The organism is Streptomyces sp. NPDC043952 (genome assembly GCF_056435325.1).
Genome location: NZ_JBWKES010000041.1, coordinates 37,357 through 57,976, shown reverse-complemented (window position 1 = coordinate 57,976; position 20,620 = coordinate 37,357). Strand labels below are relative to the sequence as shown.

Below are 20,620 nucleotides of genomic sequence, written 5' to 3'. Positions count from 1 at the left end.
AAGGACGAGGAACGGCGCGACGAGATGGTCACGCAGCTCATCCGCCTCGCCCAGCTCGGCCGCGCGGCCGGCATGTACCTGGAGGTGTGCGGGCAGCGCTTCGGCGCCGAACTCGGCAAGGGCGCCACCATGCTCCGCGCCCAGCTCACCGGCCGTGTCTGCCACCGCGTCAACGACGAAGCCTCCGCGAAAATGGCCCTCGGCGACATCGCCCCCGAGGCGGTCCTGGCCGCCTGCTCCATCGCCCCGGAACGGCCCGGCCTGGCCGTGGCGGGTGACACCTCCGGTGGCTGGTCCCGCATCCGCACGCCGTACCTCTCCCTCACCGACGCGGCCGAGACCTGCCGCACGTCCGCCGGACTGGTGCCCGACCTGCCCGCGCTGGAGCCCTTCCGCCCCGACGTGCCCGAGCATTCGGTCGAGCATGCGGCCCCGGTCGTCCTGCCCCACCCGGTAACCGACTGACCTACCCCGCCCGACTCCGGAAGGAGCCGCATGCGCGCCCACCTGGCCCGCGTCGACGCGGTGCTCGTCCAGGCGCTCATCGCCGCCGCGCTGTCCTTCGCCCACCTCCACGACGTCGCCGTGGCGGCCGGACAGGACGGATGGAAAGCGTGGGCCTATCCCGTCTCCGTCGACCTGCTCCTGGTCGCCGCCTGGCGACGACTTCGGGCCGGTCACGGCAAGGCCGCGGCCTGGTGCTGGTTCGTCATCGCCCTCGCCGCCTCCCTCGGCGCCAACGTCGCCACCGCCGGCCTCCTAGACCTCGGCAACGTCCCCGCCTGGCTGCGCATCCTCGTCGCGGGCTGGCCCGCCATCGCCTTCCTTGGCGGGACGCTCCTCGCCCACTCCGCACCCAAGCCGGACACCGAAGCGGAAGTCACCGAGGACCAGGTGGACGAGCCCGAAACCGCCCCCGAACAACCCTCCATCGAGGCACCGACACAGACCCCACCCGTGCCGGTCCCATCCGCCCTGGTCGAACACGCCCGCAAGGTCGCCGCCGAGCATCACGCCCGCACCGGTACCCCCATCGACACCCCGACCCTCCGCGCCCGCCTCGGCGTCCCAGCCCCCATGGCCGAAGCCATCGCCACACACATCTGAGAGGGAGACCCCGTGACCGCCAACCGGCACTTCCGCAACGTCATCCGCATCGGCCCCGTCCAGGTCGGAACCGCCTACGACAACCGGGGCCGCGAGAAGCACACCGCCGCCTGCACCGCTCCGCGCTGCGGCTTCTCCGCCGACTACGACAGCCGCGCCGCCGCCGAACTGGCCGCCCGCACCCACTGCTGCCCTGTTCGCTGAAAGGACCCGGACAACCGTGACCGTCTCGCTGCCGCTCGTCGTCGTCCTCGGCTTCTTCGCCTGGGGAGCGATCAAGTTCCTCGGCGTCCGCCCCTGGATCGTCGTCGTCATCGCGCTGTTCGGTTTCTGGCTCTCGCACACCTTCCTCGCCCCCGCCATCGAGTCCGGTACGCGGACCGGCGTCGGCGTCGTAAACGGCTCACATGACTAGACGAGTAGATAAGGAAGGCCAAGCCGTGTTCCTGCCCAAGTACCCGGAGAACCCGACCCCGCCGTCCGCCCACACCCACGCGCCGGCCGGCCCGACGCCCGCCCGACGCGGCCTCGCGTCCCTTCCCGTCGATCAGAAGACGGTCGTGGCCCTGCTCGTCGGCGGAGTCGTCCTCACCGCGCTCCTGGCCGCCGTCGCCGTCACGGCCATCTCCGTGGCCGTCGCCACCGTCGTCCTGCGCTCCCTGCTCCGCGAGCAGCACCGGCGCTGACCCGTCCGACCGCACCCGGGACGGCTGCGACACGGCCAAGCATCCGGCCGCCCCGGGCCCATCACCCCTGACCGATCCAGTCAGAAGGAGACCGCCATCTTCACCCGCACCACCCCGCCCCCGCTCCCGGAACTCGCGAGGCTGGCCGAAAACGGCAACCTGCCGGGCATCCTGCGGCAGCTCTCCGGGCTCGGCGGCTGCACCAACCCGATCCGCCTCGACGGCCACCGCACCGAGTACGACATCGACACCACCACCGGAGAGATCGGCCGCGTCCTCCACCACCTCGACTCGACCACCCTCCCGGCCGGCCAACTCCTCGTCCGCTGCAACAACCGCCGCACCACCCGCTGCCCGGCCTGCGCCGAGGTCTACCGCCGCGACACCTTCCACCTGATCACCGCCGGACTGCGCGGCGGCAAAGGCACCCCGGAACACGTCGCCGCCCACCCCCGCGTCTTCGCCACCTTCACCGCCCCCGGCTTCGGCCCGGCCCACAACCGCCGCACCGACGGCCGCCCCTGCCGCTGCGGCACCCATCACGACCAGGACGACCACGCCCTTGGCACCCCGCTCGACCCCGACACGTACGACTACGAAGCGGCCGTGCTGTGGAACGCGCACGCCGGTCTCCTCTGGCGCCGCTTCTCCATCCACCTACGCCTGGAGATCGCCAAACGTGCTGGCCTGTCCCAGCGCCGCTTCCGTGAACACGCCCGCGTCTCCTTCGCCAAGGTCGCCGAGTACCAGAAGCGCGGCGCCGTCCACTTCCACGCCGTGATTCGCCTCGACGGCCCCAGCGGCGGCGACACCCCACCCCCGGCCTGGGCCACCGCCGACTTGCTCACCGACGCCATCGGGGCTGCCGCCGCCAAGGCCCACGTCGACGGCCCGGTCATCGACGGCCGCGCCCACACCTTCACCTTCGGCCGCCAGCTCGACGCCCGCACCATCCGCTCCGCCGACTTCAATGACGGCCAGGAGCTGACCGAGCGGGCCGTAGCGGCGTACATCGCCAAGTACGCCACCAAGGGAGCCGAGACGGCGACGGGCGCCCTCGACCGCCCGCTGAAGTTTGCACCGAGGATCCAGGCGGTTCGGATGAGGCGGCGGGCGTGGTCGCTGATGTCGAGCTGGGCGAGTTCGGCGGCGACGAATGGCGCCGCGCACAAGCGACGGCACCCAACGGCCCGGAGACCGAAACGACGTACGTCCTCGCCCACTGGGTCTTTGCCGGCACCGGCCTGTCCGACACCGAAGCCTGGCTGGCCGCATCCCTCGAACCCGCCCCCGGAACGGAAGGAGAACCTACCCGTGGCTGACCGACGCAGCAGAGTGGCGGAAGCCGAACCGCGCCCATTGCCCACGCGGTTCCTGACTCCTGACGACCTGGTGGAGATGTTCGAGCTGCCCAGTGTCGAGACGGTCTACCAATGGCGCCGGAAGCGCACCGGTCCTAGGGGCTTCCGGGCCGGCCGGCACCTGCGGTTCGATCCGGACGACGTACGCGCCTGGGTGGAGTCCCAGATCAAGGGGGCCGCTGCCTGATGGCTGGACACATCCAAGACCGCTGGTACAAGGAAGAGACCGCTGGTACAAGGAAGAGAAGGGGCCGGACGCCAGGACTCGCAAGGTCAAGACCGAGCGCTATGGCACGGGCATGCGCTACCGCGCCCGCTACGTCGGCCCGGACGGCACCGAGAAGTCCAAGAGCTTCCCCGACCGGCAGAAGCGACTTGCCGAACAGTGGCTCTCGCAGACCGAGGCGGACATGGCGCGGGGGCAGTACATCGACCCCCGCGCGGCCAGGATCACCTTCCAGCAGTACGCCGAGAAGTGGGTGACCCACGCGCCGGACCCGAACACACAGGCCTCGATGGAGTCGCAGCTTCGGTTACACGCCTACCCCTACCTGGGGTCGCGCCCTCTCGGCTCCTTCCAGCCCGCTCACATCCGCGACTGGGTGCGGCAGCTCCAGGAGAACGGCGTTCGTGGCTCGTATGCCCGGACGATCTACTCCAACGTACGTGCCGCCCTCAGCGCGGCCGTGGATGACGGGCACCTTCCCCGGAACCCGTGCGCCGCTCGCTCGGTCCGTCCACCGACTGTTGACAACAAGCGCGTTGTGCCCTGGACACCGGAACGGGTCTTCTCCGTCCGGGCCGGCATGCCTGAGCGCTACCAAGCCATGGTCGACCTGCGGCTGCGGCCTTCGACAGGGCGAGATCCTGGGCGTGGCCGTCGACGCGATCGACTTCGAGTCGGACACCCTCCACGTGGTCCAGCAGCTTAAGCTGAGCCGCAGCAAGTGGGTCTTCGCCCCGCCAAAGGGTGGCAAGCTCCGAGACGTACCGCTCCCCGGTCCGGTCGCTGACGCCCTCCGCGCGCACATGAAGCGATTCCCGCCGGTAGAGATCACCTTGCCGTGGAAGGTGGCGGACGGGCCTCCGGTGACCAAGCGGCTGATCTTCACCGGGCCGCGTGGCGGGCACGTCTGGCGTACGTCGCTCAACGAAGAGGCGTGGAAGCGGGCCCTCGCCTCGGCCGGCGTGATCCCTGAGCGGAAGCCGGGCGGGTCGTACGCCGAGTCCCGCGAGAACGGCATGCACGCCCTCCGTCACTTCTACGCCTCGGTGCTCCTGGACGCGGGAGAGAACATCAAGGCCCTCGCCGAGTACATCGGCCACTCGGACCCCGGCCTGACCCTGCGTGTGTACGCGCACCTCATGCCATCCAGCCAGGAGCGTACCCGCAAGGCTGTCGCTGCTGTCTTCGGCGATGTTTGAACCAAACTTTCAGCCGGTTCACAGCGCGATTTGTGACAGCTGATTTGCTTGCAGCGATTCCCGTTACGTGATTCGCGTTACGGATTCAGTTTCACAGTTCCAAATTACGCACCACGTTTCCGCCTAGATGATTACGCCTTCCGAAGTGCGATTCACGTTTGGTGATCCTGAATCGCTTCGCAAATCAAATCTCGCGGCAAAGTTCCGCATCGCATCGCTGTCGACGCCGTCGCTCCTGAGCATGGCGGCAGGCTCTCTGCCAGGCGGCAAAGCCTAGCGCGGCCTGCGACGGGTCGAATCCTACGTGGGCACCCGCAGGTACCAGAGTCGGCCATCCGGTGCTGCCTGCCAACTAATAGGGTAGATATAACGCTCCTGGCTGTGGCTTTTTGTCAGTCACCTGACGGGGTGTATGTTTCCTCCTACCCGATTAGCGGAGAGGCCGCCCGTGCAGGGGCGGCCTCTCCTTTCCATGGGATCGGTTATTGCCTAGAGATGGAGCAACGCATGACCCACATGGAGAAGGCCATGGTGCCACGCCGAGGCCTCCGCATCGACCTCACCCTCCGCCCCCTGCCATCCCCGCTCATTGGTCTCGGCGGCGCTTGGCTGGGTGTCCGGGCCGGCGCTGACGAATCCGTCGTCGCCCTGGCGGCGCTCCTCGTCGCGTTCCGCGTGAGCATCCGCCGCATCTGAGCACGACGGCCCGGACACGGCCCCAGCACACAGAAGAACCCCCTCCTGCCAGGAAAGCCGCAGGCAGGGGGCTTGATCGGCGGAGGTTACTTCTTCTTGCCCTGGTTCTTGACCGCCTCGATTGCCGCGGCGGCGGCCTCCGGGTCGAGGTACGTGCCGCCCGGAGTCAGGGGCTTGAAGGAGGAGTCGAGTTCGTAGGAGAGGGGGATGCCCGTCGGGATGTTCAGGCCCGCGATGTCGGCGTCCGAGATGCCGTCCAGGTGCTTGACCAGGGCGCGCAGGGAGTTGCCGTGGGCGGCGACGAGGACCGTGCGGCCGGACAGGAGGTCCGGGACGATCGCGTCGTACCAGTAGGGGAGCATCCGCAAGACGACGTCCTTCAGGCACTCGGTCCTCGGGCGCAGCTCCGGCGGGAGGGTCGCGTAGCGCGCGTCGTCGAACTGGGAGAACTCGGAGTCGTCGGCCAGCGGGGGCGGCGGGGTGTCGTACGAGCGGCGCCAGAGCATGAACTGCTCCTCGCCGAACTCGGCCAGCGTGGCCGCCTTGTCCTTGCCCTGGAGGGCGCCGTAGTGGCGCTCGTTCAGGCGCCAGCTGCGGTGGACCGGGATCCAGTGGCGGTCCGCGGCCTCCAGGGCCAGCTGGGCGGTGCGGATCGCGCGCTTCTGGAGGGACGTGTGGACCACGTCGGGCAGCAGGTCGGCGTCCTTCAGGAGCTCGCCACCGCGGACTGCCTCCTTCTCGCCCTTCTCGTTCAGGTTGACGTCCACCCAGCCGGTGAACAGGTTCTTCGCGTTCCACTCGCTCTCGCCGTGGCGGAGGAGGATCAGCTTGTACGGTGCGTCGGCCATGCCTCAGAGCGTAATCCACGCCCACCGGGCGCCGGCGCGGCCGACCGGTGGGCGGAACGCCGGGGCGCCTGTCGTACGCCGGTTAATCCGGTGGTCGATGGTTAATCCGGTGGTCGATGTCAGACCCCGTTAGTAAGTTGTGCGAGCGCCAGCAGCCGCTTACCGATCCAGGCGTCAGCCGTATACCGCCCAGGGGGTCCCCTCATGCCCGCCGCCCGTCTCGGACGCGCCGCCCGGACAGCCGTGTCGGGGCTCCCCCGTGAGTTCTGGTGGCTGTGGACCAGCACCCTCGTCAACCGGCTCGGCGCCTTCGTGGCCACCTTCATGGCCCTCTACCTCACCCTCGACCGCGGCTACTCCGCCTCGTACGCCGGTCTCGTCGCCTCCCTGCACGGGCTGGGCGGGGTCGTGGCCTCGCTCGTGGGCGGGGTCATGGCCGACCGCGCCGGGCGGCGGCCCACCCTGCTCGTCGCCCAGTCGGCCACCGCCGCCTCCGTCGCGCTGCTGGGGTTCATGACCGGCCCGGTCGCCATCGCCGGCGTCGCCTTCCTCGTCGGCGTGGCGTCCAACGCCTCCCGCCCGGCCGTGCAGGCGATGATGGCCGACATCGTGCGGCCCGAGGACCGGGTGCGGGCCTTCTCGATCAACTACTGGGCCATCAACCTCGGTTTCGCCGTCTCCGCCGCGGCCGCCGGCTTCATCGCCGAGTTCAGCTATCTCGCCGGGTTCCTGATCGAGGCGGGCATGACGGCCGCCTGCGCCCTCGTCGTCTTCCTGAAGGTCCCCGAGTCCCGGCCCGCCGCCCCGGCCCACGAGGACGAGCCCCGGATCGGCCTCGGCACCGTCCTGCGCGATGGGCGCTACATGGCCGTCGTCGGCCTGTCCTTCCTCGTCGCGCTGATCTTCCAGCAGGGCGATGTCGCGCTGCCGGTCGCCATGGGCCGCGCCGGGTTCACGCCCGCCGACTACGGCGTCGCCATCGCCGTCAACGGCGTCCTGATCGTCGCCCTCCAGATCCCCGTCACCCGGTTCATCGAGCACCGCGACCCGCGCACCCTGCTCGTCGTCTCCTCCGTCCTCGCCGGGTACGGCTTCGGGCTCACCGCCTTCGCCGGGTCCGTCGGCGCCTTCATGGCCACCGTCTGCGTGTGGACCCTCGCCGAGATCGTCAACGCGCCGACCCAGACCGGCCTGGTCGTCCGCCTCTCCCCCGTGCACGGCCGCGGCCGCTACCAGGGCGTGTACACCCTGTCCTGGTCCGTCGCCGCCCTGGTCGCGCCCCTGATGTCCGGCCTGGTCCTCGACCGGTTCGGGGCGAAGTGGCTGTGGGGTACGTGCGCCGTCCTGGGGATGGCCGCCGGGCTCGGGTACGCCCTGCTGATGCGCGGCCTCGGCGATCGCGGGGGCGAGGAGGAAGGCCGTACGACGGACGGGCCGGTGGTCGTCCCCGCCGCCGATGCCGCTCCGGAGCGCTCGCCGGCCATGTGACAGCACCCACCGGTCGTGTGACGCGGGTCACACGCTGCCATGTCACATTCGCCGGGCCCCCTTCCGTCCATGAGGTGAAGCAGCAGCGAGCCGTACGACCCGACACAGGAGCGCAGCACCATGGACGCCCGTCTGAACCTGATGACCAACCCTGTCACCGGCAAGTTCCTCAAGTACGTCAACTCGGCCGGGAAGGTGCTCTCGGACTCCACCCTGCCGTTCGCGACGCAGGAGCTGGTGAAGCTGCGGGCCAGCCAGATCAACGGCTGCGGGTTCTGCACCGACATGCACAGCAAGGACGCCGCGGCCGCCGGAGAGAGCGCGCAGCGGCTGCACCTGGTCGCCGCCTGGCGGGAGGCCACGGTGTTCACCGAGGCCGAGCGTGCCGCGCTGGAGCTGACCGAGCAGGGCACCCGGATCGCGGACGCGTCCGGCGGGGTCACGGACGAGGCGTGGGCGCGGGCCGCCCGGCACTACGACGAGGAGCAGCTCGCCGCCCTCGTGGGCCTGATCGCCGTCATCAACCTGTACAACCGCGTGAACGTCCTCGTCCGGCAGCCCGCGGGCGACTACCAGCCCGGCATGTTCGACTGACCGCGGGAAGCCGGGGGGCGGCCGGTACGGGGGTCCGGCCGCTCCCCCGTCAGGGGCGCGCGTCAGGGGTGCATGCGCGCCCCCTTCAACGTCTTGTCCACCGCGTTGCGCGGGCCGTACACCGCGAGCCCGACCAGATCCAGATCGGCGGTCGGTACGGCGCGTACGGCCGCGCGGTTGTCGCGGTCGTTGCCGGTGGCGAACAGGTCCGCGGTGAACACCGCGCAGGGCAGGGCACGGCGGAGCGCCCGTCCGTGGGCCGCGCGCAGGGTCTCCTTCCCGCCCTCGAAGACCAGCACCGGCTGGCGGAACATGGGCAGGTACCGGGTTCCGTCCGCGTCCTCGTAGGGCTCGCCGACCACCTCGGGCAGCGTCGCGCCCAGGCCGCTGACCAGGAACGCGGTGACGTTCAACCGCTGCCAGGGGGCCAGGTCCGCGCGCAGCAGCACGGCGATCCTGGTGTCGAAGCGGAGGGGTTCGGCGGCGTCGGAGGGGGTCGGTCCGGGGGCGTCGGCCGGGATCGGCCCAGGGGTCAGGGTGCTCATGGGATGAGACTGCCGACCGTCCCGCCGCACGGTCTTGTACGTTGTTTGCATGGCCGCGAGCAGGGCCGCGCGGGGAGTTCCGGGCGGGGCTCCGGGCGGGGAAGTGAGCGCGTGGCGTCCGCGGGTGCCGGGCGTCACCGAGGTCTTCCACGCCCATTTCACCGAGTACGCCTACCCGATGCACGTCCACGACGCCTGGACGCTGCTCATCGTGGACGACGGCGCGGTCCGCTACGACCTCGACCGGCACGAGCACGGCACCCCCCTCGACACGGTCAGCCTGCTGCCCCCGCACGTGCCGCACAACGGCTCCCCCGCCACCCCCGGCGGCTTCCGCAAACGGGTCGTCTACCTCGACAGCAGCCGGCTCGGCGAGGAGCTGATCGGGGCGGCCGTGGACGGGCCCGATCTGCGCGATCCGGTGCTGCGGCTGCGCGTCGGGCAACTGCACGCGGCCCTCGCCCGGCCCGGCGACGAGCTGGAGGCGGAGAGCAGGCTGACGCTCGTCGGGGAGCGGCTGCGGGGGCATCTGCGGCGGCGCACCGAACCGCCGAGACCCCGACGAGACCCGCGACTCGCGCGGAAACTCAGGGAGTTGCTGGACGCGCGGCTCACCGACGGTCTCTCGCTCGCGGAGGCGTCCGGAGCGCTGCACGCCCATCCCGCTCATCTCGTACGGGCGTTCAGCGGCGCGTACGGCATCGCCCCGCACCAGTACCTGATGTCACGCCGGGTCGGCCGGGCCCGCCGGCTGCTGCTGGACGGGCTGCCGCCCGGCGAGGTGGCGGCCCTGACCGGGTTCTACGACCAGGCCCATCTCACCCGGCACTTCCGGAAGTTGGTCGGGGTGCCGCCGGGCCGCTACCGGAGCGGGGCGCGGCCGGCGTCGTAGGCCCCCAGAGCTCACTCGGCCGGGCGCTCGACGAGGTGTTTGAAGGCGTCCAGGTTGCGGGTGGACTCGCCGCGGGAGACGCGCCAGGCGTACTCCTTGCGGATGGAGGTCGCGAAGCCCAGCTCCAGCAGGGAGTTGAAGGCGCCGTCGGCCGCTTCCAGGACCTGGCCGAGGAGGCGGTCGATCTCGTCGGGGGTGACGGAGGCGAGCGGGAGGCGCGCGGTGACGTAGACGTCGCCGAGGCGGTCGACGGCGTAACTCACGCCGTACAGCTTGAGGTTGCGCTCCAGGAGCCAGCGGTGCACGCCGGCCTCGTTCTCGTCGGGGTGGCGCACGACGAAGGCGTTCAGGGAGAGGGAGTGCCGGCCGACGAGGAAGGAGACGGTGGTGGACAGCTTGTGGGTGCCGGGCAGCTTGACCACGTAGGTGCCGGGTCCGGGGTTCTCCCACTCCAGTTCGGCGTCCTGGAAAGCGGCCTCCAGGACCTGTCCGGCCTTCTCGACATCACCCATGGTGGGAGCGTACGCGACGGCGGTACGACTGGATCGCGGCCGTGTACACGTCGGCGGTCGCCGCGGCCGCCGCGTCCCAGCCGAAGGACCGGGCGTGCCGGGCGGCGGCGTCGCCCATGCGCGCGGTGAGGGCCCGCTCGTCGGCGAACCGGGCGAGGACGCGCGCGTAGTCGGCCGGTTCGTGCCCCTCGACCAGGAAGCCGGTCTCGCCGTCGCGCACCGCGACCGGGAGCCCGCCGACCGAGGCGGCGAGCACCGGGGTGCCGGCCGCCTGCGCCTCGATGGCGACCAGCCCGAAGGACTCGCTGTAGGACGGCATGACCAGCACGGACGCGGCCCGGAACCAGTCCGCGAGCTGCTCCTGGCCGACGGGCGGGCGGAACCGTACGACGTCCGCGATGCCGAGCCGGGCGGCGAGCTTCTGGAGGCCCTCGGGCTTGGCGAGGCCGCTGCCGCTGGGGCCGCCGACGACCGGGACGAGGATCTTGGAGCGCAGTTCTGGGCGTTCGTCGAGGAGGACGGCCACCGCGCGCAGCAGCACGTCCGGGGCCTTCAGGGGCTGTATGCGGCCCGCGAAGAGGGGGATCAGGGCGTCCTTCGGCAGGCCGAGGCGGGCGCGGGCGGCGGCGCGGCCGTCGGCGGGGCGGAAGCGCTCCAGGTTGACGCCGGGGTGGACGACGGCGACCGCGCCGGGGTCGGCGTCGTAGTGGCGGACGAGTTCGCCGGCCTCCTCCTCGGTGTTGGCGATCAGCCGGTCGGCGGCGGCGACGATCTGGGTCTCGCCGATGACCCGCGCGGCGGGCTCGGGGCGGTCGCCGGCGGCCAGGTTGGCGTTCTTGACCTTGGCCATGGTGTGCATGGCGTGCACCAGGGGGACGCCCCAGCGCTGGGCGGCGAGCCAGCCGACGTGGCCGGAGAGCCAGTAGTGGGAGTGGACCAGGTCGTAGTAGCCGGGGCGGTGGCCGGCCCAGGCCTGCATCACGCCGTGCGTGAAGGCGCACAGCTGGGCGGGCAGCTCCTCCTTGGCGAGGCCCTCGTACGGGCCCGCGTCCACGTGCCGGACCAGGACGCCGGGGGCGAGCTGGACGGTGGGCGGCAGATCGCCCGCGGTGGCGCGGGTGAAGACCTCCACCTCGATGCCGAGGGCGGCGAGCCGCTGGGCCAGCTCCACGATGTAGACGTTCATGCCGCCCGCGTCGCCGGTGCCGGGCTGGTGCAGGGGCGAGGTGTGCACGGAGAGCATCGCGACCCGGCGGGGCCGGCGGAGCAGCCGTAGCCGGGGCGCGGCGGACGGGGAGCGGCGCCCGAGCCTGCTGGCGTACTGGCTCACCTGGCGTTCCTCCTTGCTGCGGGCATGCCGGACGGAGGACTCGCCTGCGCCCTCCACGCAGGTGCAACAGCGGGCGGGTGGTCGGCCATTTCCCATACAAGCCGCTTTGCCGAATCATTACCCTTCTTGGCTCGGTCCTATCCCCCTTTACCCTCGTACTCATGTCGACCCGCGCAGCTGCCCGCCGCCCCGTCGGGACCGTGACGCGCGGTACCACCAATCCCAACCGGCTGCGCCGCATGGACCGCTGGATCGCGGCCGTCCACGGCGCCGAGCTGCGCCGCGCCGCCGAGCCGGTCGCCGTCGACCTCGGGTACGGCGCCGCCCCCTGGACCGCCGTGGAACTGCTCGGCAGGCTGCGCACCGCCGCCCCGGCCACCCGTGTCGTCGGCATCGAGATCGAGCCGGAGCGGGTGGCGGCGGCGCGGCCGTACGAGCGCGTGGGGCTGGTCTTCCGGCACGGCGGCTTCGAGGTCCCGGTGGCCGGGCGCCCGCTGCTGATCCGCGCGGCGAACGTGCTGCGCCAGTACGACGAGGACCAGGTCGCCGCCGTCTGGGAGCGGCTGTGCGCGCGGCTGGCCCCGGCGGGCGGCGCCTCGCGCGGGGGGCTGCTGGTCGAGGGGACGTGCGACGAGATCGGGCGGCGGCACGTCTGGGTGGCGCTCGGGCCCGAGGGGCCGCGGACCGTCACCTTCGCCGCCCGGCTCGGCTCCCTGGAACGCCCCTCCGACCTCGCCGAACGACTGCCGAAGGCGCTGATCCACCGCAATGTGCCCGGCGAGCCGGTGCACGCCTTCCTGCGCGACTTCGACCGCGCCTGGGCGGCCGCCGCGCCGTACGCCGCGTACGGCGCCCGGCAGCGCTGGCTGCGCGCGGTGCGCGACCTGACCGCGGACTGGCCGGTGACGGACGCGCCGGTCCGCTGGCGGCAGGGTGAAGTGACCGTGGCGTGGGGGGCTTTGGCGCCGCGGGGCTGAGGCGGGGGCGGAGCGGGGGGCAGAGCGGGGGGCGGAGCGGGGCCAGCGGGGCTGGAGCCGTCGAAACCACCCCTTCGGGTGGGCGGGCGGCGGAACGAACCCGGCGCGTCGTTCGTCAGACGGGCGAGGTGATCGTCGTCAGGGCCGGGCGTGGGGGGAAATCCGACTTTCCTCACGGCCTCTGTCGCTTTGCGCGCGGCCGTGGCACGATCCCTCAGGCATCCGTAAGTTACTGACGGTAAATCAGCTGGGGGGTAGGTATGGGTACGGGCAAGCGCGGTCTGCTCGCGGCCGCCCTGACCGTGGTCTGCGCGGTGGCCGTCCTCGCGGCACCGGGTACGGCGCTCGCCGCGCCGGCACCCCCGCGGGACGCCGGTGCGACGGCGGGTCCAAGCCCGAGCCCAAGCCCGAGACCCGTCCCGGACAAGGATCTGGAGCAGGTCCGCGAGAAGCTGGACAAGCTCTACCACGACGCGGCCGTGGCCACCGACGCGTACAACGCGGCGGAGGAGAAGGCCAAGAAGCAGTCCGCCGAGATCGCCGCGCTGGCCAGGAAGATCGCGGCCGGGCAGCGCAGGCTCGCGCAGCTCAAGGACCAGGCGGGCGCGGCGGCGCGGGAGCAGTACCGCACCGGAGGGGTGCCGCCCACCGCGCAGTTCCTGCTCAGCGACGACCCGGATCAGTTCCTGGGCGGCGCGGGGCTCGTCCTGCAGAGCCAGCAGGCGGCCAACCACCTGATCGGCGAACGGACCGACGCCCAGAAGCAGTTGCGGGACTACGCCGCCGACGCGGCCGCCCAGGGCAAGAAGCTGGACGCCGACCGCAAGGCCAAGGCGAGCGCCAAGAAGAAGATCCAGCAGCAGATCGACGCCGCGAAGAAGCTGGAGTCCTCGCTGGAGGAGAAGCAGCGGGAGCGGCTCGCGCAGCTGGAGCAGCAGGCCGCCGTGAAGGCGCAGACCGCGTGGCTGGACACCGGCATCCTCGACCGGATCCACGGCAAGGCGTCCGCGGCGGGCGAGAAGGCCGTGGCGTTCGCCACCGCCCAGCTCGGCAAGCCGTATGTGTGGGGCGCCGCGGGCCCGGACTCCTTCGACTGCTCGGGGCTGACCTCCCAGGCGTGGGCCGCGGCCGGCCATCCCATACCGCGCACCTCCCAGGAGCAGTGGAAGCAGCTCAAGCACATCGACGTCAAGGACATGCGGCCCGGCGACCTCGTCATCTACTTCGACGACGCCAGCCATGTCGCCCTGTACATAGGGGACGGCACGATCATCCAGGCCCCGCGTCCGGGGCGCTCGGTGACGGTCGCGGGGGCGGGTTCGATGCCGATTCTGGGGGTGGTACGGCCGGACGCGTGATGGCGGGGGCGGGAGACGGGAACGCCGGAGGGCGGGGGTGGGGACACCGGGGGTCCGGGGGCGGGGACGCCGGGGGCCGGAGGTGGGGACGCTGGGGGTCCGGGCGGGGGGGGGACGCCGGGGGCCGGGGGCCGGGGGCCGGGGGTGGGGACGCCGGGGGTCTGGGCGGGGTGCGCTGACGGTCCGGCCGGGGGGCGCCGCCGGTCCGGCCGGGGGGCGCCGCCGGTGCCTGGGCTGGAGGCTCCGAGGTTCCGTGGCCGGGGCGGGCCACGCGTGCTGCCGGGGCGGGCCGAGGTTCCGCCGACGCGTGCCGCCAACGCATGCCGCCGGGGCGGGCTGACGCGTGCCGCCCTCGGTCCGACCGGGGGTGCACCGACGCGGGCTTCCGTCGCTCCGGCCGGGATTCCGCCGACGCGGGCCGCCGGGGCGGGCTGACGCGTGCCGCCGTCGGTCCGACCGGGGTCGCGCCGACGCGTGCCGCCGTCGGTCCCGCCGGGATTGCGCCGACGCGGGCCGCCGGGGCGAGCCGACGCCCGCTGCCGTCGGTCCGGGTGGGGCGCGGGTGTGAGCGGGTCGCATGAGCCGGGTTATACGGCTTTCGTCCCGGTGACGCGGGTCATGTGACCCACTCCACCGCCAACCCCCGTGCAAACCGGGGCAGGACGTGAGCTTCGTCATTCCTCGGGGCCCGGTTCCCTGTCCAACTGCGGTACGGAAAGCGGCATATGACAGCGGCCCGAGCCGGAGCGACGCGGCTCACACCATTCCATCGGGGTGGCCGCACCCGCTATGGTCACCCGACGGTGGGTCGAGACCCCTCGACACCGCCGCGCCCTCGGGGGGAGGGAAGGAACCCAGGACGATGCCCGTACCCGTACCGCGGCAGAGAGCGATCCCGGCCGTGGAGAGTGGTCAGGCGCAGGCCGCCGGCGCCGTCGGCGGCCCCCTCAAGGAAGAGGCCCACCGCGACGCCGCGACCGTGAGCGGCGCCACTCTCACCCTGCTGCTGATCGAGGACGACCCGGTCGGCTCGCCGATCGTGCCCGAACTGCTGGACTCGGCCGGCAAGCCGATCCGCGTGCGCACCGCCCGCAACCTCACCGAGGCCGAGCGGCTGCTCACCGACGACGTCCACTGCATCCTGCTGGACCTGGCGCTGCCCGCGCCGGGCGGCAGCGACACCGACGACGAGCTGGCCGTACTGCACCACGTCCTCCAGCTCGCGCCCCGGCACGCCGTGCTCGCGCTGACCGCCTCCGGCGACGCCGAGCGCGGCGCCGAGGCCGTGCGCGTCGGCGCGCAGGACTACCTCTTCCGGGACGAGCTGGACGGCCGTCTGCTCAGCCGCGCCATCCGGTACGCGGTGGAGCGGAAACGGTCCGACACCGCCGAGCGCCGGCTCACCGAGAGCCGGCTGCGGGCGCAGGAGAACCGGCGCCTGGAGCGGGGGCTGCTGCCCACGCCGCTGCTCGACGGCTCCTCGCTGCGGTTCGCGGCCCGGTACCGTCCGGGCCGCTCGCGCGCGCTGCTCGGCGGCGACTTCTACGACGCCGTGCGCACCCCCGACGGCACGGTGCACGCCATGATCGGCGACGTCTGCGGGCACGGCCCGGACGAGGCCGCGCTCGGCGTGGAGCTGCGGATCGCCTGGCGGGCGCTGACCCTCGCGGGGCTGTGCGGGGACCAGCTGCTGGGCACGCTCCAGGAGGTGCTGGAGCACGAGCGCGCGGACGAGGAGATCTTCGCGACGCTGTGCACGGTGGACATCGCGCCGGACGGCCGCCACGCGGGCCTGTGCCTGGCCGGCCATCCGGCCCCGCTGCTGGTGCGCCCCGGCATGCCCGCGCGGCTGCTGCCGTACGACAACAACGGTCCCGCGCTCGGGCTGCTGCCCGGCGCCCGCTGGTCGCGGATGCAGGTGGAGCTGGGCGCCGAGTGGAGCCTGATGCTCTACACCGACGGGCTGATCGAGGGCCGCGTCGGGGTCGGCGGGGAGCGGCTCGGCCAGGACGGCATGGTGGAGATGATCCGCCGCCAGCTCGCCGGGGGGCTGCGCGGCGAGGAGCTGCTGCGGGCCGCGGTGCAGGAGGTGCGCCGGCTCAACGGGGGCGAGCTGACGGACGACGTGGCGGTGGTGTTGCTGGACCGGCTGGCGTGACGGCGCAGGGGCCGCCCCCGCCGTTGTTCCCCGCGCCCCTGCCGGGGCGGCCGGTGTTGCCGGGGCTGCCGGAGTTGCCGGGGCGGCGGGCGGCTTTCAGCGTCCGCCGTTCCAGGGGCCGTACGGGCCGTCGCTGCTGCTGCCGCCGCGGCGGCCGAAGCCCTTGCCGCCGCCCGTGACCTGCCTGACGGCGGGGCGGACGTCCACGAGGTAGACGATGCTGGCCACCGCGCCGGCGATCGGCAGGATGGACAGGATCGAGAACAGGATGCTGACGACCAGGGCGATGGCCAGGATGATCAGCCAGAAGACCTTGTTGTTCTTGTCGGCCGCGCGGAAGGCGTCCTCGCGGCGCACGGCGGCGTCGACGAGCGCGAACGCGGCCAGGGCCATGAGGACGATCTTCAGGATCCCCATGAAACCCGCGAAGCCCAACATCAGCATGTTCGCCACCGCCCCTGTCCGCTGCTCGGTCCCTTTGCCGCAACCGTACCCATAGAACGGGCGGAACGGGCCGGACACCCCAAAGATGCCCGGCCCGTCGCGGCCCGCGCGGTCACTTGGCCGGCGGAGTGGGCTTCTTGGCCGGGGGCGTCTTGCGGGCGGCCGGGGCCTTCCTGGCGGCGGCGGCCTTCTTCTCCGCGGCGGCCTCGGGCGTGGCGACCTTGGGGCGGCCGGCCTCGTCCTTGACCTCGACGGGCTCGGGCTTGCCCTCGACGGCGATGGCCAGGTCCTCGATGTCCTCGGCGGCCTCGCCGCGCCAGGTCTTCACGGCCTGCTCGCCGTGCTCGGCGACCTTCTCGTAGGTCTCACGGGCCTTGACGGCGTACTCGGCGGCGACGCCCACGCCGCGCAGAGCGAGGTCCTGGGCCTGCTCGCCGAGCTTCTTCAGGTCCACGTCGAAGCCGCCGATCAGCTCGGTGACCTTGGCCTGGAGGGTCTCCTGGGCCTCCTTGGCACGGGCGGTGGCCTTCTCCTGCACGACCTTCGGGTCGGTGCCGCGCACCTTCTCGATCCGGGCCGGGGCCTCGGTGCGCAGCTGCTCGACCAGCGCGGGCACCTTCTTGGCCTGCTGGAGGGCGAGGTCGGCGGTGCCGGCGGCGAAGTAGAGCGGGGTCGGGTCGCTGAGGGTCTTGCGCAGGTCGTCGGTGATGGCCATGGTGATCAGGTCCTCCCGGATCTCGCGTTCGGCTGAGATGGTGTGGGTTCGCGGTGGGCGCCCGGTGCCCTGGTCCGGCGTCAGCCGGCCGTCCGCCGCGAACCGGCATCGTCGGTGTCCGTTCCCTGCTCCGCGCCGTCCTCACCCGCGGGTTCGCCGGCCCCGAATCCGTTCTCCTTGCGGAAGGACTCGTAGATCTGGAGCAGCACCTGCTTCTGCCGCTCGTTGAGCGAGGGATCGGCGAGGATGACGGCGCGCGTCTCCACCTCGTCCCGGTCCCGCTCGGCGTCGAGGATGCCGGCGCGGACGTACAGCGTCTCGGCGGAGATGCGCAGGGCCTTGGCGACCTGCTGCAACACCTCCGCGCTCGGCTTGCGCAGCCCGCGCTCGATCTGGCTCAGATACGGATTGGACACCCCGGCCGCCTCGGCGAGCTGCCGCAGCGACAGCTGGGCGTTCCGCCGCTGCTCGCGCAGGTACTCACCGAGATTGCCGACGTTCAGCGATGCCATGCCTCCACCATGCCCCTCCCCGCTAACAATTGCAAGCACCTGCTTGCAGGAGTGTGCCGACGCGGAGGGGACGCCACTTGAGCCTGAGCACGATAGGTGTCGTTGTCGGTGGGCTCTGCCAGGGTGTGCGTCGTGGATGAACTGGTGGAGCGTGTCGACGGTCAAGATCGCGTGCTGGGGGTGGTCAGCCGTCGGGGGGCCATCCGGGAGGGTTGGCTGCACCGGGTCGCCGTGACGGTGTGTCGTGATGAGCGTGGACGGATCCTCGTCCACCGGCGGTCGAAGCAGGTATCGCGCTTCCCCGGGCTCCATGAGGTCCAGGTCGGTGGCGCCGCAAATGTCGGCGAGTCCTATGAACAGGCCGCCGCGCGGGAGCTGGCCGAAGAGCTGGGCATTCGTGCGCTGCCGCGCCTGCTGTTCACGTTCATCAACCGCAGCGGCTTGAGCCCTCACTGGCTCGGCGTGCACGAAGCCGTGGTGCCGGACGCCGTGGTCCCCGATCCCGATGAGGTCGCCTGGCATGGCTGGCTGACCTGGCCTGAGCTGCGGTCGGCCCTGCTGGAGTGGCGTTTTACTCCCGACAGCCACGAGGCCTTCAGCCGGTATCTCGCGTTCCGGACCGCGCAGTCCTGACCTTGCCCGCCTCGCGGGCTGGGACGCCTGCTTGCGGCCCACCGAAAGTTGAACCGGACAGGACGGCCCCCCGGCGGATCACAGCTGGATACCCCGAAGTCGTCACACTGGTCGGCCTGTTCGTATCAGCCCATTGGAGACGGACGGTCCTCAATGGCAGCTTCACGTCGTCACACAAGCCATCGTCGAATGCCATCGCCCCTTCCCGATGCAGGCAGCCCTTCGGGGCACGGTCGAAGCCCTCGTGAACCCGGCAATCAGCGTGCGACGATGCAGAAGGGATGTCCAGCAGGGTCGGTGAGGACCCGCGCCTTGTCCCCATGCGGCTGATGATCCGGCTTGCCCGCGCCCAGCTCCAGCAGCCGGGCTTCGGCCTCGTCCAGGCTCTCCGCCACCTTGAAGCAGATGTGAACCTGCTGAGGAACGATCTGGTCGGGCCAACTCGCAGCCCGGTAGTCCTCGACCCGCTGGAAGCCGATGAAGAGTCCGTCCTCACGGTGGAGACCGGCGAACTCGGCGTCCGACTTCGGGTGTGGTTCAAAACCGGTGGCCTGCTGATAGAACGCCGCCAGAGCCAGCGGATCAGGGCAATCGAGGGTTATCGCGACCAATTCCATCTGGAGGGGCATGAGACCTCCGAGCCGCCCAGTGGACTTCCGTGCACGCCGTAGAGGCGGCTGCCTGCCTACGGCCGAGCGGGACGGGGAGGGCGCGTTCGTTCCGCTCAACCGTAAGCACAGCAGGTCAGGGCCACACCATGCCAACAGTTATCTGAGACAGGACAGCCGGGACCGGCGATCTTGGCACTCCGGGCGGCGCTCGGCGGGGGCGAAATCACGGGCGCGGGGTCGTAAGCACGGGCGCGGAGGCCGGATTCCCGGTGACCGGTGCCCGCGGTTTCGCTGCCGGCGGATCGGCTGGATGTCGTACGGCGGCCTGTCAGGATGGCGGCATGGGGAGGGATACGGCGGTACGCCGGCTCGATCTGGGGTATTTCGTCCGGCCCGCGTCGGAGACAGGCGGGGCGCGGCCGCGGGTCGAGCCGGTCCTCGCCTATCTGGTGCGGCACGACAAGGGGCTGATCCTCTTCGATACCGGCATCGGCGCCGCGGACCCCGAGACGGAGGCGCACTACCGGCCCCGGCGGCGGGCGTTGCGGGACGCGCTGTCGGCGTCCGGGGTCGCCCTCGACGACATCTCGCTGGTCGTGAACTGCCATCTGCACTTCGACCACTGCGGCGGGAACCCTCTTCTGGGCGGCAGGCCCATCCTGGTCCAGGACGTCGAACTGGCCACCGCCCGCCGGGGCGACTACACCTTCGCCGAGCTGATCGACTTCCCCGGCGCCACCTACGAGGAGATCTCCGGCGAGGCCGAGGTCTGGCCGGGCGTCCGGATCATCCCGACGCCGGGGCACACCGATGGGCACCAGTCGCTCGTCGTCCGGCGGGACGACGGCACAGTGGTCCTCGCCGGCCAGGCCTGCGACTTCGCCTCCCACTTCGCCTCCGCCCAACTGGCCCGCCACGCGGCACTCGACGGCGCGGAGCAGCCGCTCCCTCCCTACCAGCCCTGGCTGGACCGCCTCGCCGACTTCGACCCCCGACGCGTCCTCTTCGCCCACGACAGCTCGACATGGGAACCACCACGAACCGAGGGCCGCTGACCGGAAGGCTCCGCGTGCTGCCGCGGAGTGGGCGAGGAAGGTGGAGAGAGGAAGATGGAGATCAGAGTTCGGCGGCGGAGAGGTTGCGCAAGGCAGGCGCGGGCGCCGGGGGTGAGGCCGGTGAAGGCGCGGGCCGCGTACGACAGCCCCTCCTCGTACACGTTGCCGTTCTGCACGATGGACAGCCGGTACCGGACGACCTGGTTCCGGTGCACGTCGTACGAGAGCACACCGAGGCCGTCGTCCGGGCGCTGCTGGACGGGGCCGAGCCCCCCGCGGCCGCCCTGCGGGGGCTCACCGAGGCACAGCGGGTCGCGCCGGCGGTGTGGGAGTTCGGCGGGGACGGTACGAGCGTCACGGCTGTCCCCCGTCGCACCGGCCCGCTCGGTGTCCGCGTGGCCGCCGCGCCGGCCGGGGCCGCGGCCGGGCTGCTCACGTCGGGGCCGCGGCCGGGCTGCTCACCGAGCCGGCGATCGGCAGGCTCAAGGAGTGCGAGGCGGACGGCTGCGTGCTGGTCTTCCTGCCCGAGCACCCCCGCCGCCGCTGGTGCTCCCCCGCCCGCTGCGGCAACCGCGCCCGCGTCGCCCGCTGCTACCAGCGGCACAGCGCGGCCCAGCCGCCCCGGACGTGAGCGCGGGAGGGCGGGCGCCGGAGCCGGTCAGGATCTAAGAAG

The 20,620-nt window shown here is 72.0% G+C and carries 23 protein-coding genes and 3 pseudogenes; 18 read left to right on the top strand and 8 right to left on the bottom strand.

The features are described from left to right. The 9 genes and pseudogenes from AC069R_RS30155 to AC069R_RS30115 form a co-directional block, all read left to right on the top strand. Nucleotides 1-465: pseudogene (locus AC069R_RS30155) on the top strand (FtsK/SpoIIIE domain-containing protein); the annotation flags it as partial. A gap of 30 nt (nt 466-495) precedes the next feature. Next, nucleotides 496-1,107, top strand: coding sequence for a DUF2637 domain-containing protein (locus tag AC069R_RS30150; protein WP_478769908.1), 612 nt, complete (start codon nt 496-498; stop codon nt 1,105-1,107). Between the two features lie 12 nt (nt 1,108-1,119). Beyond that, a complete protein-coding gene (locus AC069R_RS30145; protein WP_478769907.1) occupies nt 1,120-1,311 on the top strand; it encodes a mobile element transfer protein in 192 nt (63 codons plus the stop codon). 16 nt (nt 1,312-1,327) lie between these two features. Then, a complete protein-coding gene (locus tag AC069R_RS30140) occupies nt 1,328-1,522 on the top strand; it encodes a hypothetical protein (protein ID WP_478769906.1) in 195 nt (64 codons plus the stop codon). 25 nt (nt 1,523-1,547) lie between these two features. Beyond that, complete coding sequence (locus AC069R_RS30135) at nt 1,548-1,793, top strand: SpdD protein (RefSeq protein WP_478769905.1); 246 nt, start codon at nt 1,548-1,550, stop codon at nt 1,791-1,793. Between the two features lie 159 nt (nt 1,794-1,952). Further along, a pseudogene (locus AC069R_RS30130) lies at nt 1,953-3,115 on the top strand (replication initiator). Then, a complete protein-coding gene (locus AC069R_RS30125) occupies nt 3,108-3,341 on the top strand; it encodes a helix-turn-helix transcriptional regulator (protein WP_478769904.1) in 234 nt (77 codons plus the stop codon). Before AC069R_RS30130 ends, AC069R_RS30125 begins: the two are co-directional and overlap by 8 nt. 22 nt (nt 3,342-3,363) lie before the next feature. Next, a pseudogene (locus AC069R_RS30120) lies at nt 3,364-4,579 on the top strand (tyrosine-type recombinase/integrase). A gap of 507 nt (nt 4,580-5,086) precedes the next feature. Further along, nucleotides 5,087-5,275 carry a hypothetical protein gene (locus AC069R_RS30115; protein ID WP_478769903.1) on the top strand — a complete coding sequence of 63 codons (189 nt, stop codon included), beginning with the start codon at nt 5,087-5,089 and terminating at the stop codon, nt 5,273-5,275. A gap of 86 nt (nt 5,276-5,361) precedes the next feature. On the opposite strand, the gene AC069R_RS30110 is transcribed toward AC069R_RS30115, so the two are convergent. Next, nucleotides 5,362-6,123, bottom strand: coding sequence for a phosphoglyceromutase (locus AC069R_RS30110; RefSeq protein ID WP_478769902.1), 762 nt, complete (start codon nt 6,121-6,123; stop codon nt 5,362-5,364). Nucleotides 6,124-6,327: 204 nt separating this feature from the next. Here AC069R_RS30110 and AC069R_RS30105 point away from each other — a divergent pair, with 204 nt between their 5' ends. Together AC069R_RS30105 and AC069R_RS30100 are read left to right on the top strand one after the other, a co-directional pair. Next, nucleotides 6,328-7,611: an MDR family MFS transporter gene (locus AC069R_RS30105; RefSeq protein WP_478769901.1), complete on the top strand. Its 1,284-nt coding sequence runs from the start codon at nt 6,328-6,330 to the stop codon at nt 7,609-7,611. A 120-nt stretch (nt 7,612-7,731) separates the two neighbouring features. Next, nucleotides 7,732-8,205 carry a carboxymuconolactone decarboxylase family protein gene (locus tag AC069R_RS30100; RefSeq protein ID WP_478769900.1) on the top strand — a complete coding sequence of 158 codons (474 nt, stop codon included), beginning with the start codon at nt 7,732-7,734 and terminating at the stop codon, nt 8,203-8,205. A gap of 62 nt (nt 8,206-8,267) precedes the next feature. Here the strand turns inward: AC069R_RS30100 and AC069R_RS30095 are convergent, their stop codons facing one another. After that, nucleotides 8,268-8,750 (bottom strand): DUF2000 family protein, encoded by a 483-nt coding sequence (locus AC069R_RS30095; RefSeq protein WP_478769899.1) that lies wholly within the window; start codon nt 8,748-8,750, stop codon nt 8,268-8,270. 49 nt (nt 8,751-8,799) lie between these two features. On the opposite strand from AC069R_RS30095, the gene AC069R_RS30090 reads away from it, so the two are divergent. After that, nucleotides 8,800-9,642: a helix-turn-helix transcriptional regulator gene (locus AC069R_RS30090; protein WP_478769898.1), complete on the top strand. Its 843-nt coding sequence runs from the start codon at nt 8,800-8,802 to the stop codon at nt 9,640-9,642. Nucleotides 9,643-9,653: 11 nt separating this feature from the next. Here AC069R_RS30090 and AC069R_RS30085 read toward each other — a convergent pair whose 3' ends face one another. Both AC069R_RS30085 and mshA read right to left on the bottom strand, forming a co-directional pair. Beyond that, the gene (locus tag AC069R_RS30085; protein ID WP_478769897.1) at nt 9,654-10,154 is read right to left on the bottom strand and encodes a type III secretion system chaperone family protein; all 501 of its coding nucleotides are present in this window, start codon (nt 10,152-10,154) and stop codon (nt 9,654-9,656) included. After that, on the bottom strand, nt 10,147-11,484 hold the full coding sequence (gene mshA / locus AC069R_RS30080; RefSeq protein ID WP_478769896.1) for a D-inositol-3-phosphate glycosyltransferase: 1,338 nt from the start codon (nt 11,482-11,484) through the stop codon (nt 10,147-10,149). Before mshA ends, AC069R_RS30085 begins: the two co-directional genes overlap by 8 nt. 161 nt (nt 11,485-11,645) lie before the next feature. Here mshA and AC069R_RS30075 point away from each other — a divergent pair, with 161 nt between their 5' ends. The 3 genes from AC069R_RS30075 to AC069R_RS30065 all read left to right on the top strand — a co-directional run bounded on the left by AC069R_RS30075 (nt 11,646) and on the right by AC069R_RS30065 (nt 15,977). Next, complete coding sequence (locus tag AC069R_RS30075) at nt 11,646-12,461, top strand: class I SAM-dependent methyltransferase (RefSeq protein WP_478769895.1); 816 nt, start codon at nt 11,646-11,648, stop codon at nt 12,459-12,461. A 260-nt stretch (nt 12,462-12,721) separates the two neighbouring features. Next, nucleotides 12,722-13,819, top strand: a complete 1,098-nt coding sequence (locus AC069R_RS30070) for a C40 family peptidase (RefSeq protein ID WP_478769894.1) — start codon at nt 12,722-12,724, stop codon at nt 13,817-13,819. 862 nt (nt 13,820-14,681) lie between these two features. After that, nucleotides 14,682-15,977 (top strand): PP2C family protein-serine/threonine phosphatase, encoded by a 1,296-nt coding sequence (locus AC069R_RS30065; RefSeq protein ID WP_478769893.1) that lies wholly within the window; start codon nt 14,682-14,684, stop codon nt 15,975-15,977. A gap of 96 nt (nt 15,978-16,073) precedes the next feature. Here AC069R_RS30065 and AC069R_RS30060 read toward each other — a convergent pair whose 3' ends face one another. The 3 genes from AC069R_RS30060 to AC069R_RS30050 all read right to left on the bottom strand — a co-directional run bounded on the left by AC069R_RS30060 (nt 16,074) and on the right by AC069R_RS30050 (nt 17,648). Next, nucleotides 16,074-16,421, bottom strand: a complete 348-nt coding sequence (locus AC069R_RS30060) for a DUF2516 family protein (RefSeq protein ID WP_397985277.1) — start codon at nt 16,419-16,421, stop codon at nt 16,074-16,076. Nucleotides 16,422-16,533: 112 nt separating this feature from the next. After that, nucleotides 16,534-17,136: a hypothetical protein gene (locus AC069R_RS30055; protein ID WP_478769892.1), complete on the bottom strand. Its 603-nt coding sequence runs from the start codon at nt 17,134-17,136 to the stop codon at nt 16,534-16,536. An 80-nt stretch (nt 17,137-17,216) separates the two neighbouring features. Then, complete coding sequence (locus AC069R_RS30050; RefSeq protein WP_397985275.1) at nt 17,217-17,648, bottom strand: helix-turn-helix domain-containing protein; 432 nt, start codon at nt 17,646-17,648, stop codon at nt 17,217-17,219. Nucleotides 17,649-17,780: 132 nt separating this feature from the next. Between AC069R_RS30050 and AC069R_RS30045 the strand changes: the two genes are divergently transcribed. Next, a complete protein-coding gene (locus AC069R_RS30045; protein WP_478769891.1) occupies nt 17,781-18,281 on the top strand; it encodes an NUDIX hydrolase in 501 nt (166 codons plus the stop codon). Between the two features lie 257 nt (nt 18,282-18,538). On the opposite strand, the gene AC069R_RS30040 is transcribed toward AC069R_RS30045, so the two are convergent. Then, nucleotides 18,539-18,910, bottom strand: a complete 372-nt coding sequence (locus AC069R_RS30040; RefSeq protein ID WP_478769890.1) for a VOC family protein — start codon at nt 18,908-18,910, stop codon at nt 18,539-18,541. Nucleotides 18,911-19,233: 323 nt separating this feature from the next. Between AC069R_RS30040 and AC069R_RS30035 the strand changes: the two genes are divergently transcribed. Further along, the gene (locus AC069R_RS30035; protein ID WP_478769889.1) at nt 19,234-19,947 is read left to right on the top strand and encodes an N-acyl homoserine lactonase family protein; all 714 of its coding nucleotides are present in this window, start codon (nt 19,234-19,236) and stop codon (nt 19,945-19,947) included. Between the two features lie 508 nt (nt 19,948-20,455). Beyond that, a complete protein-coding gene (locus AC069R_RS30030) occupies nt 20,456-20,578 on the top strand; it encodes a CGNR zinc finger domain-containing protein (RefSeq protein ID WP_478769888.1) in 123 nt (40 codons plus the stop codon). Nucleotides 20,579-20,620: the final 42 nt, after the last annotated feature.